Annotated in this window: 12 protein-coding genes; 5 read left to right on the top strand and 7 right to left on the bottom strand. The window is 59.9% G+C overall.

What is annotated here, in order from left to right; all coding sequences use genetic code 11:
* From FBZ93_RS40845 to FBZ93_RS32125, 4 genes are all read right to left on the bottom strand, one after another.
* Positions 1 to 2,304, bottom strand: a 2,304-nt coding sequence (locus FBZ93_RS40845; protein ID WP_167529312.1) for a hypothetical protein, incomplete at its 3' end; no start/stop codon positions are given.
* Between the two features lie 408 nt (positions 2,305 to 2,712).
* Complete coding sequence (locus FBZ93_RS32135) at positions 2,713 to 4,125, bottom strand: HlyD family type I secretion periplasmic adaptor subunit (protein ID WP_167529311.1); 1,413 nt, start codon at positions 4,123 to 4,125, stop codon at positions 2,713 to 2,715.
* Positions 4,126 to 4,138: 13 nt separating this feature from the next.
* Positions 4,139 to 6,292 (bottom strand): type I secretion system permease/ATPase, encoded by a 2,154-nt coding sequence (locus tag FBZ93_RS32130; RefSeq protein ID WP_146991435.1) that lies wholly within the window; start codon positions 6,290 to 6,292, stop codon positions 4,139 to 4,141.
* 591 nt (positions 6,293 to 6,883) lie between these two features.
* Positions 6,884 to 7,342: a metallophosphoesterase family protein gene (locus tag FBZ93_RS32125; protein ID WP_146991434.1), complete on the bottom strand. Its 459-nt coding sequence runs from the start codon at positions 7,340 to 7,342 to the stop codon at positions 6,884 to 6,886.
* A gap of 631 nt (positions 7,343 to 7,973) precedes the next feature.
* Here FBZ93_RS32125 and FBZ93_RS32120 point away from each other — a divergent pair.
* Together FBZ93_RS32120 and FBZ93_RS32110 are read left to right on the top strand one after the other, a co-directional pair.
* A complete protein-coding gene (locus FBZ93_RS32120) occupies positions 7,974 to 8,885 on the top strand; it encodes a site-specific integrase (protein WP_146991433.1) in 912 nt (303 codons plus the stop codon).
* 368 nt (positions 8,886 to 9,253) lie between these two features.
* Positions 9,254 to 9,991, top strand: a complete 738-nt coding sequence (locus FBZ93_RS32110; protein ID WP_146991431.1) for a hypothetical protein — start codon at positions 9,254 to 9,256, stop codon at positions 9,989 to 9,991.
* A 775-nt stretch (positions 9,992 to 10,766) separates the two neighbouring features.
* On the opposite strand, the gene FBZ93_RS32100 is transcribed toward FBZ93_RS32110, so the two are convergent.
* Both FBZ93_RS32100 and nagA read right to left on the bottom strand, forming a co-directional pair.
* Entirely contained in the window at positions 10,767 to 11,969 is a 1,203-nt protein-coding gene (locus tag FBZ93_RS32100; protein WP_146991429.1) for an aspartate kinase, read from the bottom strand.
* A complete protein-coding gene (nagA, locus tag FBZ93_RS32095; RefSeq protein ID WP_146991428.1) occupies positions 11,970 to 13,154 on the bottom strand; it encodes an N-acetylglucosamine-6-phosphate deacetylase in 1,185 nt (394 codons plus the stop codon). It abuts the gene before it with no gap.
* 114 nt (positions 13,155 to 13,268) lie between these two features.
* Here nagA and FBZ93_RS32090 point away from each other — a divergent pair, with 114 nt between their 5' ends.
* From FBZ93_RS32090 to FBZ93_RS32080, 3 genes are read left to right on the top strand one after another with little or no spacing between them, the layout of a single operon-like run.
* A complete protein-coding gene (locus FBZ93_RS32090) occupies positions 13,269 to 14,192 on the top strand; it encodes a BadF/BadG/BcrA/BcrD ATPase family protein (RefSeq protein WP_146991427.1) in 924 nt (307 codons plus the stop codon).
* A gap of 16 nt (positions 14,193 to 14,208) precedes the next feature.
* Positions 14,209 to 15,153: an N-acetylmuramic acid 6-phosphate etherase gene (locus FBZ93_RS32085; RefSeq protein ID WP_146991562.1), complete on the top strand. Its 945-nt coding sequence runs from the start codon at positions 14,209 to 14,211 to the stop codon at positions 15,151 to 15,153.
* Positions 15,150 to 16,163 (top strand): SIS domain-containing protein, encoded by a 1,014-nt coding sequence (locus FBZ93_RS32080; RefSeq protein WP_146991426.1) that lies wholly within the window; start codon positions 15,150 to 15,152, stop codon positions 16,161 to 16,163. The genes FBZ93_RS32085 and FBZ93_RS32080 overlap by 4 nt, the downstream gene beginning before the upstream one ends.
* A gap of 220 nt (positions 16,164 to 16,383) precedes the next feature.
* Here FBZ93_RS32080 and FBZ93_RS32075 read toward each other — a convergent pair whose 3' ends face one another.
* Positions 16,384 to 16,611 carry a DUF2274 domain-containing protein gene (locus FBZ93_RS32075; RefSeq protein ID WP_146991425.1) on the bottom strand — a complete coding sequence of 76 codons (228 nt, stop codon included), beginning with the start codon at positions 16,609 to 16,611 and terminating at the stop codon, positions 16,384 to 16,386.
* Positions 16,612 to 16,614 lie beyond the last annotated feature (3 nt).

The raw sequence follows: 16,614 nt of genomic DNA, 5'->3' as shown, positions 1-16,614 counted from the left end.
GTACCAGTCCTTGCCGCCGTCCGGCGACACCAGCTTCTCGATGTTGATGCCGACCGAGACTGCACTGTAGCTCTGACTGTCGGTGTCGCTGACCCCTTGGGTGGTGGACCCGAGCGTCGCCGTAGCATGAACGGTGGCCGTATCGGAATGGGTTCCGGTGACCGCCGTCGCAGTAACAAGCGGGCTTGAAATCTCTATCTGGCCAGCTGTCAGCGTGCCACCGACGGTGAAGATCAGGCTGCTCGGATTGTCTGTGACGGTAACGCCAGTCTCGGTCACTCCGCTTCCGCTACTGGACGTATTGGTGACCACCACCTCGTATTCGAGCTTCGCGCCCGCCAAAATATTGCTCGGGCTGCCGGTGACCAAGGTGCCGGTGAAGCCGCTGAAATTGCTGATCGCAGCAAAGTCGGCGCTTCCTGCGCTGTCGCCGGCGTCGTCGCCGAGCAAATACCAATGCGTGCCGCCGTCCGGCGAGATCAATTTCTCGATGTTGATGCCTACCGCTACCGCATTGTACTCCGCGGTATCGCTATCGGAGAGACCAAGAGTCCCGACAGGCGTGACAGCCGAAGCGTTCACCGTCACCGTATCCGGGTTCAGTCCGCTCGCGGCAACACTCGTTGGATTGTTGGTCGAGATTTCGCTTTGACCTGCCGTCAACGTGGTCCCAACGGTGAACACGAGCCCGGTGTTGTCCGTGACCGTGATGCCCGTGTCGGTGATTCCGCTCCCGGAGGTGGACGTATTGGTGACCACCACCTCGTAGGTCAGCGTCTGGCCGACGATGGTATTCAGAACGCCGGTATGCAGGTTGCTGCTGTTGAAACCAAGATTAAGCCCTTCGAGAAACGCAACGTCATCCTCCTGGATGTTCGAGGAGGTCACGTGATCGTTGTCGTCGAGCACATACCAATTCGTGCCGCCGTCCGCGGAAACCAGCTTCTCGATGTTGATGCTCGGAACGACGACGACAGAGCTCTGGAGCGATCTGTCCTGTGACTTATTGCCCGCGATGACGGAGTTACTCGGGTCTCCGGCCTGGATCGCCATATGGTACGGCGCGCCGCTGATGTTCGCTGCCCCGAACTCGTTCAAGGCGCCCCAACTGAGATTCCCGGCTTCCAATCCCTGCGCAACGTGGGCGCCAAAGGACAGCACCGCGTCGCCCGAAGTGTCTTCGGCGGTAAACGTAATGACTACGTCTTCGGAGGTGTCACCGCTGTAACCTGTAATGGAATTCCAGCTGCCGCTGCCGGTGAGATCATAGACTCCAAGCGTCGTGCCACCCCCGTTGCCGGCAAGAACGGACCCGGCCTGGGCGCCAAAGAACGTAAAAACCTGGCCGGAAGTCTGGCTGACGAATTGCGTTACGTGCGGATCTAACGGAATACCAAGGGTCGAGACCAGGCTCCCATTCAAACTGACGCCGGTCAGCGGATTGGGCTGGTCGCCCGGGACGTTAAAATTGTAGGTTGTCAAATAATCATAGGCGTGATCACCGCTCTTGGATGTGTCCCACTGGAGATCGATCGAGTAGACTTGGCCGACGTTGAGCCCAGTGAAGGTGAGCTGGAAGGGAACGTCGTCACCCTCGAAATAAGTTGCCTTGTTACCGTTCAAGTCGCCGTTGATCCAACTGCCGGGCGACTGGTTTGCCCATTGGCTGAGGGAGGCACCGCTACTGTCGGTGAACGTCGTCGCCGCGCTCAGGCCCGCGGTGGGATCCATCGCGGTGAGTTCAACAGTTGTGCCCGCATAGGCGGAGGTGACCGAAAACTGGGTGGTCGCCACACCATTCGCGCCGGCGACGCCCGTCAACGTCGGTCCGACCGACAACACGGCGTCAGTCATCGGATTGATGATGTACGTCGCGAATTGAATGGTATCCCCGGCGCTGAAACCGCTCGCGGTAAAGGTTGCGGTGCTGCCGGGCGAATAGTCTGGCAGGTCGGTCGTGACCGTCGGTGTCACGGTCGTGGACGACGACGCGGCGACCGTGACCTGAGTGGTCGCGGGCGCGACACCTGCAACAGGCGTGACAGCGCCGTTCGCGGCAATGTTCACCTCGGTGGCGGTGATCTGGAGTGTGCTGCCTGCATAGGCGGGATTGACAAAGAAGCTTGTCTGGAGCGCCCCTAGGTCGCTGTCACTGACAAACCAGGTAAACGGCGAGCCCAACACGCCATTGTTGTCCAGTTGGACAGTCAATTCCACAAGGCTGTTGGGATCAAACCCTGATGCGTTGATATCGGCGTTCGTATCAGCGAGATATTCCGTGGAGTTGGTCTGCAATTTCGACATCGCACACCTCCAGAAAACGCTGTGAAATTTTCCGAACTAAACGCTGCCGTCTCCTTCCAGAATTCCAATGTCACCGCCTACGCCGTGATTCCGCTTCGCGGACGGCGAGTACGTGCAATAAACTGCATTACTGATCAATCGAAATGACCAACGTTAGACTGTCATGGAACTCGGAGCTATTCGCCCCATCGGGGTACATCTTGCGAGGTACGGAAGTATTTCTCCAAGAACCGCAACTTCTGATTCGACGCTGTGCAAGGCACAGCCGCGCGTATAGAACGCGCCGGCAAAGCGCGAAGACGTGCGAGCCGAACGGACGACAGGTAGCCGGCCAGCCTCTGGCATAATGCGGTTGCCAGAATGCTTTGCGCTACGTCCTTCCGATATTGAACACCTGCCGCCATTGATCTACCGTTCTTTCAAAGCTTCGTGCGCATACCGCAGCAACGGCGAGAACAGAAATTCGATCACTCGGCGCTGGCCGGTCTTGATTTCGGTCGTCACGGTCATGCCGGGCTCTAGCGATTTTCGTCCCTGTTCGGTCTCGACCGTTGTATCTTTGAGCGAGATGCGTGCCACATACGACGTCGCCGAGTTTGCCGCAGTCCCCGCACCGGTCGACTCTGCTGATTCCGGGGAGCGCTGTTGCGACGCCGATTGATCCTTTTCGCCGTGGAGCGCATCGCGGCTCACCCCTTCAACTCGACCAGGCAAGAGGCCGTAGCGAGTATAGGTGAACGCTTCGACCTTCACCTCGACCTCTTGTCCGGCCCGTACAAACCCGGCCTCCCGATTAGGCAGCATCGCCTCGACCTCGAGCTTCGAACCTTCGGGGACAATCACCATCAGCGACTGGGCAGGCGTCACCACTCCTCCCACCGTATGCACGGTGAGTTGCTCGACAGATCCGTTGACAGGCGCCCGAAGCACCTGCAGGTGGGTACGCTGCACCGCCTTGACGTGGTCTTGGCGAAGCTCCGCCGCCTTCTGCCTGACCTTGGCGAGCTCATCCAGCGTCTGCCGGCGAAAATCGGCCTCGGCCTCGTCGCGCGACTCGCTCAGCGCCTCGATCGCGGCCTCTGCCGCCTCGAGTTGATGTGCGGCAATGGCGCGATTGTTCTTCGCATCCGACAACGCCTGCTGAGCATCGAGATAGGCGATCTTCGAGACGTACTGATTCGCCTGCAGTTTCTCGTAGATTTGTACCCGCTGCTCGACGAAAGGCATTGATGCGTCGAGCTTGACGATATTCGCCTTCGCCTGATTGCGCTCGGCAAACTTTCCCGCGATTTGCCCGTCCAGCCCCAAGAGCTTGGCCTTCCGCTGTTCAAGTTCCGCCACGAGCTGACGCCGTGCCGCCTCGCTCAGCATTGGGTCGGCTCCCTGCGGAGCGACAAAGGAGTCCGCCTTGCCTGTGGCCAGCGCCGTGAGACGCGCAACGTCGAGCTCGGCTTGCTGCAGGTCGCGCGCGATGCGTTCCCGGTCGGCTGCATTGGTAGTGGGATCGAGCTCGATCAGCACATCGCCGGCCTGGACCGGCTGCCCGTCCGAAACCCGAATCGACTTGACCACGCCAATCTCGAGCGGTTGGACCATCTTGACCTTGCCCGATGGGATGATCCGCCCAGGTGCCGTGGCGATGATATCGATCTTGCCGAAGTAGGCCCAAAGGAAGGCAACTGTCACCAGCGCGATGATGATGCGAATCGTCATACGCCCAGCCGGAGAAATCGGCGTCTCGATGATTTCAATTGCCGGTGCGAGGAATTCCAGCTCATGCGCGACGCGTCGCGTTGTCGTACTTTGCTGCAGCGGGATCACTTCCCCCTTCACACTAGACCGCATGGGCAACTCCCGCCTGTATGCGGACAAGGTGGGCGTAGCGGCCACCACTTCCTATCAGCTCGTCGTGAGTTCCGTCCTCGACGATGCGCCCCTGCTCGAGTGTTATGATGCGGTCAGCCCGACGCACTGCCGAGAGCCGATGGGCAATGATCAGCACTGTTCGGCCCGAAGAGATACGGCGCATATTTTCTTGCACGATGCGCTCGCTCTCGTAATCCAGTGCACTGGTCGCCTCGTCAAGAACAAGAATGCGCGGATTGGTCATCAACGCACGAGCGATCGCGATACGCTGCCGCTGACCGCCGGAAAGCGAGGCGCCGCGCTCGCCGATCATGGTGTCGTATGCGTTCGGCAGCTCCAGGATGAAATCGTGGGCGCCGGCCAGTGCAGCAACGGCCATCACCCGTTCGATCGGAGCGCCGGGATCGGCGAGCGCGATGTTTTCGCGAACGGTGCGGTTAAACAGCACACTCTCCTGTAGCACGATCCCGATATTGCGCCGCAGCCAGGCAGTGTCGACGACGGAGAGATCGATACCGTCGATCAAGATACGCCCGCCTTCAGGCGCGTAGAAGCGCTGCACGAGCTTGGCAAGCGTTGACTTCCCGGAACCGGAGGGGCCGACTATGCCGACCACCTGCCCCGCCGGAATATCCAGAACAATGTCTGACAGAACTGGAGGCAGGTCCATACGATAGCGGAACGTCGCATGGTCGAAGCGGATCGCTCCTTTCATCGGCGGCAGGGAGGCGGCGCTGTTCTGGGCCGGCTCCCTTGGAGTGTTCAGAATATCTCCAAGGCGCGCGACCGATATCCGAGTCTGCTGAAAATCCTGCCACAGCTGGGCGATGCGCAACACTGGCTGGGCGACGCGGGCAGCGAGCATGTTGAAGGCGACCAGCTCACCGACCGTCAGTTCGCCTGCGATCACCGCCTTGGCGCCCAGATAGAGCGTGAGCACGATGGTTGCCTTGTTGACGAATTGCACCGCCTGGCTGCCGACATTGGCCAGATTCTGCGTACGGAAGCTCGCATGGACGTACCCTGCGAGTTGCTCTTCCCACCGGCGTTGCATGTGCGGCTCGACGGCCATGGCCTTCAGTGTATCGATGCCGGTGACGGCTTCGACCAGGAACGCTTGATTTTCGGCGCCTCGCGCGAACTTTTCATCAAGCCTTCGTCGAAACATCGGCGTGACCACCGCGCTGATCGCAATGTAGACAGGTAGCGATGCGATCACGACCCACGTCAGCGTGACGCTGTAGAAGAACATTACGGCAAAGAACACAAAGGTGAAGAAGAGATCAATCGTGAGCGTCAGCGCCGAACCGGTCAGAAACGAACGGATGTTTTCCAGCTCGCGGACGCGCGCAATGCTGTCGCCGACACGTCGGGTTGCGAAATACGCGATTGGCAGTGCCAGCAGATGATCGAACAGCCGCGCGCCGAGCTCGATGTCGATCCGGTTGGTCGTGTGACTGAACACGAACGTACGCACGGTGCCAAGCGCCACTTCGAAAAGCGCGACACAGGCAAGCCCGACCACCAGGACGTCCAAGGTGGAAAGTCCACGGTGCACCAGCACTTTGTCCACCACCACCTGGAAGAACAGTGGTGTCAACAGCCCGAGAACTTGGATGAAGAATGAGGCGAGTACCACCTCTCCCAGCACCCTGCGATAGCGATTCACCGCCGAAATGAACCAACGCAGGTCGAACGCCCCGACCAACGAGCTCGCGGTTGCGCGCCTGGCTATCATGATCAGCCGGCCTGACCACGTCGCTTCCAGCTCGGCGCGGTCGAGTATCCGAGGGTGAGGCTCGGTCGGGAGTTGGACGATCAGCTTCCCGTCACTTACCTTACCCATAATGAAGAAGGTACCATCCTTCGCCTCGGCGAGCGCCGGGAGTGGAGTCTTGTCGATGCGGGCTAGCGACGTGATGACAGGCCGCGCCTTGAAGCCAAGTCGGCGCGCAATGCGCACAAGATCGTCTCTGCTAGCTGTCGTTATGGCATAGCGGCGTCGAAGATCATCGGCATTGGCCGGAACGCCGAGAAATCGCGCGATGAGGCAGAGACCATCAAGGCCAGTGTCAGCCGTGTGAACCGTAGGCCTGCTCTCCGGAGCGGCTTCCGCAGTCATCGGCAAGCTCTCCCTCTTTATCCGTACGGGACATGCGCTCGTCAGAATTTACGGCCAATGACGATGGCCAACGCCAATGAAGCGATCCTGCACCGGTCTAGAGGAGAAACTCCCCTCAACCGCGCAACAGACCGCAGTGTTTGGCGCGGACGAGTGACGACGTGGATAGGTTCGAACAGAAGTGCCGACGTCCAACTGACGCAAGTCCGGAATCAACAGGCACTCAACTCTATGTGCATCTGCTGCCCTCCTCGGCAGAGGTGGGTAAAAAGCTCACATAACAACTAAAAAATCAGCAAAAAATAAGCGCGCAACCCTCCACGCCGAATGAACAAATTAGGAAGATGCCGCCAGTGTGGCAAGGTGTCTCATGCACTCAAAAGGGGTACCCAACACTGAGCAAAACGTTGCTCCCCCGCGTGACGAAGCGGAAGGTTTGAGGCTGGAGATAGGAGGCGTTTCGCGTGGTAAGATCGGCGGTCACAAAAGTTCGGTTTTGTCGAGAGCGAACAGAGACCCGGTCCAAGTTCGCCTGCCTGCAGTGCCTGATCGGTCGCTCCCGCGCTCCGAACCCGGTGCGGATCAGCCGGTTCACAGATCATGGATGAGCGGTTGTAGGCCCCTGGGCGTGACGTCGAGCGTCGCGAGCGTGATCGGCAGTTTGAAGCGCCGTGGCCCGGCGCTGCCGGGATTGAGGTAAAGTACGCCATCGATGATGTCGATCTTCGGCACATGGGAGTGACCGGAGATAACGACGTCGATGCCTTGGGCGACGGGATCGACTACCAGCGCCTTGAGATCATGCAAGACATAGAGCGTCCGTCGGGCGAGGCGCACGCATTCGCTGTCAGCAAACTCGGCGGCCCAATGACCGGTGTCCACGTGCCCTCGGATCGACGTGACCGGAGCGATCCTGCGAAGCGCGGTGATGATGTCGGGATTGCCGATGTCACCGCCATGGATAATGTGATCGACGCCGGCAAGAGCGCGCTCCGCCTCCGGCCTCAACAGGCCGTGTGTGTCTGAGATTATGCCGATCCTGAACGTCATCAATCGTCTGCCGCCTAGATCGCGATGACAGCGAAGTCGGACGCGATCGACCTCTCTGGAAACCCGCAACCGCCTCCGCCAGGATCTCCTCGGACCAGTTCCCAACGAGACCGCCTCGGCTGCGGCGAGATGGCCGCAGTGGCGCGCCATGGCGGCGTCGCGCTGTAGGAACGTCGCCTCTTGACCAGCAGGTCGGCCTCTTTCACGTGCCCTCCCAATCATTCTTTGGTTTTTGGCTTCGGTGTCGCTGCCGACGACGACCAGCTTCGGGCTGTCGCCGGCGTGGGCTAAACCGTAGCATTCGAAGACCCCAATCCAAAAAGTTGAGCCGCTTCAGCCGGGTTGACAGGACACCCCTTCCGCCAACGCTTACTTCCTCCGATCGCGGTTGCCGTGACTGTCTTTGCAGATCGATCGCCATCAAAACTGGAGGCAGCGTGTAGCTGCAGACATTAGAGCGGCTCAAGCCGCATGCTTGGTTACGGTTACATCCAGAACGGCCGATTGGCTGGCAGTCGCGAACCGCCAGGTTAGTGCTGGATCGGGACGCATCGGCCGTCTAACGACCGCCGATGCGCATTCGAACTCGTAGCTTCGTCCAAGCTGAGCCGACGTACTCCCACATCGCGCCATGCCGTCTAAGATCAGCCAGTCCGATCCATCATCGGGGCCACAGAAAAGCGATAGTCTTGCGATTTCAATTATTTACCTTAGGCTTAAGGAAGACCTTGGATCCACGAAGCTTCTCCGGCTCGACCGCGAACGACTGATCGAATACGGCAGGAAACGCGCGAAGGAAGGTGCAGGTCCCGCTACCCTTGCCATCGACATGTCGTTCATCAGAACCATTGCGACGCATGCAGCGGCCGTTCATGGCATCGAAGTATCAGCCGAAGAAGTTCGCTTGGCGCGATTCGCGCTGAAGCATCTGGGCCTCGTCGGAAAATCGGATGAGCGAGATCGACGACCGACCCAAGATGAGCTCGACGAGCTCATTGAATACTTCGAGAGCAATCCGCGACAGGTTATCCCGATGGCTCGCACCGTTCGATACGCCATTGCGACCACGATGCGGCAAGAGGAGATCTGCCGGCCCGACTGGCTGCTCGTCGACATGAAAAAGCGGATTCTCACGATCATTGACCGCAAGGATCCGAGGAAGAAAGATGGCAACAATCAGAGGGTCCCGCTTCTCAACCTGACAGGCTATGACGCATGGGAGATCATGCTCCAGCAGCGCATCATCACCGGAGGTCAGGGTCGCGTATTTCCATATAACCATCGCTCAGTGAGCAAGGCGTTCGCGCGGGCCTGTGAGGAGCTGAAGATTGCGGATTTGCACTTTCACGACCTGAGGCACGAAGGTACCAGCCGTCTCTTTGAGGCCGGGCTCACGATCGAGAAGGTGGCGCTGGTCACAGGTCACAAGGATTGGCGGACGCTACGACGCTATACCAAACTAAAGCCTGAAGAACTCCACAAATTACAAACGGCGCCGCAGCCAACGCTCGACGAATTCATCAAGACGCTAGCGGCTTCATAGTGGATCGACGTTGTGGTAGCTCAGGGCAGCGCGACTAGTAAGCTTTTGTATGAAAGCTTATTTGTGCGTGCCGTACTGATTTCCGGTGTTCGGGTTCGAGTAGGTACCGCCTCTATGCGACGATCCTGCTCCACCGATATATGAGCCACCATGGCTAGAGGTGTGATGGCCTCCTCCATAGGAAACCAAATTCTCCCTCAACCGCAGACCATCTTGGTGACGGTCATTTATGATCAAACAGTCGGTGCAACTACATGACTGAGCTCATTCGCGTACACACAACTAAGGTCTAGTGCGGCGGGTTGATCCACTTTATTGATATCGCGCCCTGGTTGCGCTTCTATCCCTCTGAGTCTGGGGGAAGATCAATGCGTAAGTTTTGCGTCGTGGCGCTCTTCGCCACGTTGGGCGGCTGTGTAACCAACAGCGAGACAGTTCAGTTTAAAACGTCTAATCCGCAGCAACAGGCGCTCGTGCGGGATGGACAGCCAGCCCTTGTCTCTCGACAGAAGAATTCACTCGTCCTTGTGCGTCCTGCTGCTCGACAGTTTCAGGCTAATGGTCGCCCTGTGTTCGTCGTGGGCATTAACAATCTCGGCAAGGCCCCCGTAGATTTCCGGGTATCGCAAGTCGAGGCGATCCAGCACGTCGGTGGAACCGATCATTCGATGCAGGTCGTGACTTATGAAATGCTCGTGCAGGAAGAAAAGAACCGCCAGGTCGCGAGGGCAATTTTTACGGGTCTAGCGGCAGCAGGCAATGCCTATAGCGCGTCACAAGCAGGCTATGGCAGCTACACCACGCCAAGCGGTCGCACAGGCACGTTTTACAGCCCGACCGCCGCCGCGATTGCCCAAGGCAATGCTAGTGCCCAGAACGAAGCGATGATCGCGACCACGGTGGAGACGGGGCAGCGCAATATGACGGCACTAGAGCAGTCGGTGATCAAGGACAACACACTCATGTCAGGCGAATGGTACGGCGGCCAACTGCATCTTGCGCCACCGACTGACCAGGGTGGTGGGGCGAAGACGTATACGATTGTCATCACTGTCGGGGCCGACCGGCACGTCATCGATATTGCGCAAGGGCCAGCGGGCGCCTAACGGAGCGCTTGCAGCCCACTTGGGCAGTTTCGTCTATGCATAAGTTTACTAATCGGACGCGGCGACGCGCGGAGGTGCAATTTTCTTCTTGATCGGCGTGACGGCAGTCTCTGCCTATTCGCTTGGTCATCAGGATGCCAGTCCGAGCAAGTTAGTTTCGACCTCAGCCGCTCAAGGACCGATCGCCCTCGCGGAGCCACCGACCATTGCAAAGCGCGTACCGTTGGCGCCGGTCTTGCTAAGCCCTGAGTCAAAAAAGGAAGTCTCAAGCGTCGAGCCGCGGGCACCTGAGAAGCCGGCGCCGCGTCTAACTCCTCAACGCGAGGCAAAGCGCAAGGCGGAGGCTGTTCTAACCGCGGCAGCCATAGGTGCAATCATCATCAAGGCTAGTCGGGATCAATATCACGCGACGGGCAAACCTTGCGCGTGTCCGGATGACACAATGCGGAATGGAAGGGCCTGTGGTGCCCGAAGCGCCTATTCTCGGCCAGGCGGCGCGGCACCGATCTGTTACCCCAGCGACGTTACCGCGGAGATGATCGAGTCTCATAGGAAGCAACTAGCGAACCGCTAGTGCGCTTCTTGGGGGCGAAGAGAGCCAACGCACAAAGCCGAACGCCACTCCGCTGCTCTCAAATCTATGCCGCAGTTCTACGGGCGACATAGTTGCAGGCCGTGCGCAAGCCTCATCGCGGAGAACTGATCACACGCAGCTTGTTCGTCTCGCATTGGAGATCAAGGCGTGAGTGGGAGCGATGCCCTCCGCTTCCTGAAGCTATGCCTGCTCGATAAGCGAATGCAATGACTTAACCGCTGCCTCCCGGCTCTCCACAGGAACAAACAGACTGATCGAATGCGGCGACAACACATACTTGTCGGGTACAATCCCGTGATGTTCGAGAACCTGCAATGCCCTGAACGGCAATTCCGACGAAACGCCGCCGAAGCAGGTGAGGCTCACCGAGCTTGACGCCTCGCGATGCTTGCGCAACTCCTTGCTGCCCTCCATCGTTCGCAACAGCGCGTCGAGCCACTCTGAATCACAGGCCACGTTCATGCTGGTCTTGCCCGCGGCGAAGCCCGAGGCAAGGACCTGGGGCCAAGACAGGCTGCTTTGCTCGAGATGCTGCGCGAATTTCTGGAAACCGTGATTGAGATCTTTGCAATCTATTTCGACATGCTCAATGCGAACTATCGAGTTTACAGCCAGAACCCTTCCCTTTTCCATCCCTGCAACCTCCTTCGTCACCTGCGTGCCGTGTTCAACGCCACCCCACCGCTTGAGAACCAGCGGCACATCCTGACTTTGTGCCAGCTCTACGCTGCGAAAATGCAGAACCTTTGCACCCCAGAAGCACATCTCAGACAGGGATGCGAAATCCACCAGTCGCAAGGGCTTTGCATCAGGCACTGTGCGTGGATCGGCCGAGCAAACGCCGTCGACCTCTTTGATGATTTCACAGCGCTCGGCTTTCAGCGCCGCTGCCATCGCAACGGCCGTCGTGTCGCTACCGCCGCGGCCGAGCGTGGTGATTTCTTTTGTCGCAGCGTTCACGCCCTGAAATCCCGCCAGCACCACAACGCGCCCACGATCAAGTTCCTCACGCACCCGAACGGGACGTACCTCCAGGATGCGTGCCGAGGAATGGGAACCGTCCGTCATCACACCGGCCTGACTACCGGTGAAGCTGATCGCGAGCACACCGAGGTCAGAAAGCGCCATGCTCATCAGGGACATGCTGATGCGCTCACCAGTCGTCAGCAGCATGTCAAGTTCACGGCGATTGGGGGTGGAGCTTACCTGGTAAGCCATCTGGATCAATTGATCAGTGGTCATACCCATTGCAGAGACGATCGCCACGACACGATGACCGCGGCGATGCAGGTCGGCAAGACTGCGCGCAACCGCGCGAATTTTCGCCGGTGTTTCAAGGCAGGCACCGCCATATTTTTGTACGATAATTGAATGGTTGCGCATCTACCCTCGGTGAGAAGCCATGGTCGCATCGTTCGTCGAACCGACACCGGCTACCCAAGTGCCGACAACTTCAAGGGCCGAATTGATCGCGACAAGGTCCGCGCAGTAGCCGGGCGCAATCCGTCCAAGCTCATCCTCAAGGCCCAGAAACGTCGCGGGCGTCCGGGAAGCCATGATGAGGGCGTCGATAAGGGAGGCTCCGATAAGCGCAATAGCGTTGCGCACCGCCTCAATCATGGTGAGGTGAGCGCCCGCGAGCGTGCCATCTGGGCCAGTCAGGCGACTTTCGTTCAATGTAATCTGCTTTCCTTGCAGCAGGAATTGCCGATCGTCCGTACCCACCGATGGCATCGCATCGGTGACCAGCATCAAGCGATCGCGTCCCTTGCAGCGGAAGGCAACACGCAAACCAGCGCGGTCAACGTGGATGCCGTCGCAGATGATCCCTGCGAACAGCCGATCGTCCTCAAGCGCGACGCCCACTAGGCCCGGCTCCCGGGCGTTCAACTGCGACATGGCGTTGAACAGATGGGTCACCCCCGAGATACCACGGTCGACTGCCAGCCGGACCTCCGCTGCGGTGGCGTCACTGTGGCCGGCTGCGATACGCAATCCAGCGCCGATTAGCTCATCGATCATGGATGCGGGCACGCATTCCGGGGCCAAGGTTACGATAGAGCGGCCGTGGCCCCCGAAACTTTTGACCGCGGCGAGATCGCGCCGATCGGGCACGCGTATTTCGGCTTCCGGATGGATGCCCATGCGTGACCGGTTGAGTGCCGGCCCTTCCAGATGAAAGCCGAGCACACCGGGAATCTTGAGGCACGCCGGAGCTACTGCAGCCAATCGCTCGATGACCTCGCTGCGATCAGTGATGAGGGTCGGCAAGCAGCCCGTGGTCCCTGCTCCGCGGTGCGCTGCGACGATGCGACGAACACCAGCTTCAGTTGGCTCGTCGTTGAGAAGAACTCCCCCTCCTCCGTTCACCTGGACGTCGAGGAATCCGGGTGCAAGGATCGCATCGCGGGGCAGCTGGATTGACGCGCACGGCTCCGACTCTCCGAAGGTAATGCTTTCAATCCTGCCTTTCGAAATCCTGACCCGCCCCGGCCCGTGCACCGCAATACCGTCAAAGATTTGCGACGCAGCAATCGTGATATCGTCGGAAGAGGTGCGGTCGCCCATCAGCGTTCATCCGAGAGTGGCAGTCACAGGCCCGTGAGACGAGTGCCGTAATCTAAAATGTTCCCCCATCTATGCGTTGGGGGACCCGGACCGAAGCCCTTGCGTTAACTTTCCATGGGAATGAAAGGTACCACGTATCTCGGAATTGACGGGGGCGGAACCCGCTGCCGCGCCCGGATTGAGGACGAAAGCGGCAGGCTGCTCGGCGAAGCGAGCTCGGGGCCTGCGACGACGCGGATTGGTGTCGAAAAGGCCTGGCGTTCCATCATGGAGGCAACCGAAGCGGCTGCCGCGCAGGCCGGCTTGGCGCGCGAGGATTTTGCGCGGATCCACGCCGGAATTGGCCTCGCCGGCCTCGGCCGCCGGGGCGCGGAAGCGGCGCTCAAGAAGATCGTCCATCCGTTTACGTCCGCTATCTTCATAAGCGACGGCATGGCTGCCTGTCTCGGCGCCCACAGCGGCGCGGACGGGGCGATCGTGGTAGCCGGCACTGGCTCGGTTGGTGTCGGCCTGATCGGCGGCCGCGAAATTCGTCTCGCCGGTTACGGCTTTCCTGTCTCCGACGAAGGCAGCGGCGCCGACATCGGTCTGCAGGTCGTGCGCTTGGCGCTGCGGGCTGCTGATCGCCGCAGCGAGCTGACCCCACTGCTTTCAGAGGTACTTGGCGCATTCGATCATGATCCCTATCAGGCAGTGGCATGGTCTGAAGAAGCCAAAGCAACAGATTACGCAGGGTTTGCGCCGATCGTGATACGGCACGCCAATCAGGGCGATCCGGTCGGCCGCCGCATTGTCGAGCGCGCGGCCGATGCCATTGGCGATCTCCTCGATCTTTTCCTGGCGAGAGGAATTGACCGGCTCGCGCTCGTGGGCGGACTCGCGGCTGCCATTACGCCCTGGCTGACACCTGATCTGCGCGCCCGCCTGAAGCGCCCTGACGCCGACGCAGCGGCCGGTGCGTTACTGGTGGCGCGAGGGCGGCACGATCTGCCCGAGAGAGACACTGACCATGAACAGGCTTCAAAGCTCCGCGGCTAAGGGCGCATGGATCAATATGGCCACCGAAGAAGTCGATCCCCGCTTTGCCGATCTTGATGCATGGCCGCTCATGTCCGCGGTGGAAGCGATGTGGGAGGGCCAGCTTGCGGCCGTTGCAGCGATCGGCCATGCCCTTCCCGCAATCACTGCGGCGACCGAAGCAGCCAAAGCGGCGCTGGGCGATCGCGGACGCATTGTGTATGTCGGCGCCGGTACCTCGGGCCGCGTGGCAGTCCAGGACGGCGCTGAGCTTATGCCGACCTTCGCCTGGCCCAAGGAGCGCGTTCGCTTCATCGTCGCCGGCGGAGATAGTGCGTTCGTCACCAGCATCGAGGGCGCAGAGGACGATGTCGATGATGCAGTCATGCAGATCGATGTCGCGCGACTCACGCCGCACGACGTGGTGATCGCAGTAGCCGCCAGCGGCACCACGCCATTCACGGTCGCGGCGCTGCAGCAAGCAGGCTCTTTCGATGCAGTGACGATTGGCGTCGCCAACAATCCCGGCACTGCACTGCTGACATCGGCAAAGTTTCCGATCTTGATCGAGACCGGCCGCGAGCTGGTCGCCGGCTCTACGCGGATGAAGGCGGGCACCGCGCAGAAGGTCGTGCTCAATCTGATCTCCTCAGGGATTATGCTGCGGCTTGGCCGGGTGTATCGCGGCATGATGGTGAATATGCAGCCGACCAATGCCAAGCTGAAGCGGCGCGCAGAGGTCATGGTGGCGCAAATCGCGCACTGTGATCCGTCGCACGCGGCACGCTCGCTCGAGCAGGCCGAGGGAGACATCAAGACGGCAGTCCTTCTGGTGTTGGGTGTCGACAAGGATGATGCCGAGACCGTGCTGAAAAACTGTGACGGCAACCTTCGACGGGTGTTTGCCGAACTCGCCAGGGATGGTGACCGGCATCCAAAGGGAGCGACGGCGCGCAGGCGAGACGGAGCGACTGAGCCATGACGACCTCCGCGATGGCGAGCGAAATCGGGGAAAGCGCCAATGTTGTCGCCAACATTGTTCGCAGCCGCCCCGCCGCGCGCGACGTCACACAACGAATTAGAATTGGCGCCGTTCCCCTCTGTGTCGTGTGTGGCCGGGGAAGCTCCGGGCATGCCGGGGTTTTCTTGAGATACCTTGTCGAGACGCGGCTTCGTCTTCCCGTTTCAGCCAGCGCTCCCTCGGTGATCACAGCATTTCGCACGCCCTTAATGCTCCGCGATGCCCTGTTCATTGTGATCTCGCAATCGGGACGCAGCCCGGATCTTGTCGCGGCGACGAAGTCCGCGCGCGCCTCGGGCGCCCGGACCGTCGCCATCGTCAATGCGGCGTCGTCACCGGTGGCCGACGAAGCGGAGTTCGTCATTCCGATCGAAGCTGGCGAAGAGCACTCGGTGGCTGCGACAAAGACCGTGATCGGCTCGATGGCGGCCTGTGTCGGACTTGTTGCCGAGCTCGCTGGAGATCGAGCGCTGCGGTCAGCCCTCGATAGGCTGCCCGAGCGGCTGGACCGAGCGCTGGCGCTCGATTGGACCGAGATTGCCGATAATCTCACCAAGGCGTCAGCCGTTTTTGTGGCGGCCCGGGGTCTGGCCCTGGGCTCGGCGAGGGAGATCGCGCTCAAACTTTCGGAAATCCTGCGCCTGCCCTCCATCGGTCTGAGCGCCGCCGAGCTGCAGCATGGGCCACGCGCCGCGCTATCGTCGCGTACGCCGGTTGTCATGATGCGCCTCATGGATGAAACGGCGGCCACGGTGGACGCACTGGTAAACGAGTTGCGTGAGCAAAAGTTTGCGCTGCATCTCTGCGGCGGACCGCATGGCTCGCTGGCCTGGCTGACCGAGGATGATCCAGCCACCGACCCGATCACCATGCTGATCCCGGCCTATCGGATGATCGAGCAGACGGCGCGTGCCTGCGGATTTGATCCGGATCGTCCCCCTTGCTTGCGCAAGATTACCGAGACGTTTTAATAGCGGACTAATCGTTGGCCGGAGACTCAAAGTCTGGAGCACTGCCGCATCGGTCTCACAAGCGCCTCTCTCCGGTCGACATAACTCTTTATGCTGCGGCGAAAGGGCGTTGCCGGGCGGAAGCCGCCAATTCTCGACAACGGCTGTGCGTCAACGCCAGAGACCGGATATGGCCAAGCGCACGTTAATGCAGCCGGTCAGTCGCGTCCATCTCGGATATCTAGGACGAAGCGACATCTAAAGTTGCTATCCTTTTGGCCTTGCGAAATTCCGCGTCTCCATCGAGAAATGCCTCAAGCATAAACGGAATCAACTCCATGACCTCCTCCCGACTACCGTAAGTCTCCGCATAAAAGTCGGCATATTCGCGCAGCCGCTTGGCAAGGCTTGGCGCCAACACGACACTCATCTTCACCGGCGTCCGATCAGGCAGCTTCGCAAGCTTCATGCG

Source organism: Bradyrhizobium macuxiense, from assembly GCF_007993935.1.
In the GTDB taxonomy this organism is placed as follows: domain Bacteria; phylum Pseudomonadota; class Alphaproteobacteria; order Rhizobiales; family Xanthobacteraceae; genus Bradyrhizobium; species Bradyrhizobium macuxiense_A.
Note: the sequence above shows the minus strand (reverse complement) of the source record. Positions and strands in the feature narration are given on the sequence as shown.

What these genes read in the sequence shown, in the direction of transcription:
- FBZ93_RS32090 (WP_146991427.1), top strand. Translation starts at nt 13,269, where the DNA reads ATGGGAATGAAAGGTACCACGTATCTCGGAATTGACGGGGGCGGAACC.
- FBZ93_RS32125 (WP_146991434.1), bottom strand. Translation starts at nt 7,342, where the DNA reads ATGACGTTCAGGATCGGCATAATCTCAGACACACACGGCCTGTTGAGG.
- FBZ93_RS32110 (WP_146991431.1), top strand. Translation starts at nt 9,254, where the DNA reads ATGCGTAAGTTTTGCGTCGTGGCGCTCTTCGCCACGTTGGGCGGCTGT.
- FBZ93_RS32075 (WP_146991425.1), bottom strand. Translation starts at nt 16,611, where the DNA reads ATGAAGCTTGCGAAGCTGCCTGATCGGACGCCGGTGAAGATGAGTGTC.
- FBZ93_RS32085 (WP_146991562.1), top strand. Translation starts at nt 14,209, where the DNA reads ATGGCCACCGAAGAAGTCGATCCCCGCTTTGCCGATCTTGATGCATGG.
- FBZ93_RS32120 (WP_146991433.1), top strand. Translation starts at nt 7,974, where the DNA reads ATGCCGTCTAAGATCAGCCAGTCCGATCCATCATCGGGGCCACAGAAA.
- FBZ93_RS32130 (WP_146991435.1), bottom strand. Translation starts at nt 6,292, where the DNA reads ATGACTGCGGAAGCCGCTCCGGAGAGCAGGCCTACGGTTCACACGGCT.
- FBZ93_RS32100 (WP_146991429.1), bottom strand. Translation starts at nt 11,969, where the DNA reads ATGCGCAACCATTCAATTATCGTACAAAAATATGGCGGTGCCTGCCTT.
- FBZ93_RS32080 (WP_146991426.1), top strand. Translation starts at nt 15,150, where the DNA reads ATGACGACCTCCGCGATGGCGAGCGAAATCGGGGAAAGCGCCAATGTT.
- nagA (WP_146991428.1), bottom strand. Translation starts at nt 13,154, where the DNA reads ATGGGCGACCGCACCTCTTCCGACGATATCACGATTGCTGCGTCGCAA.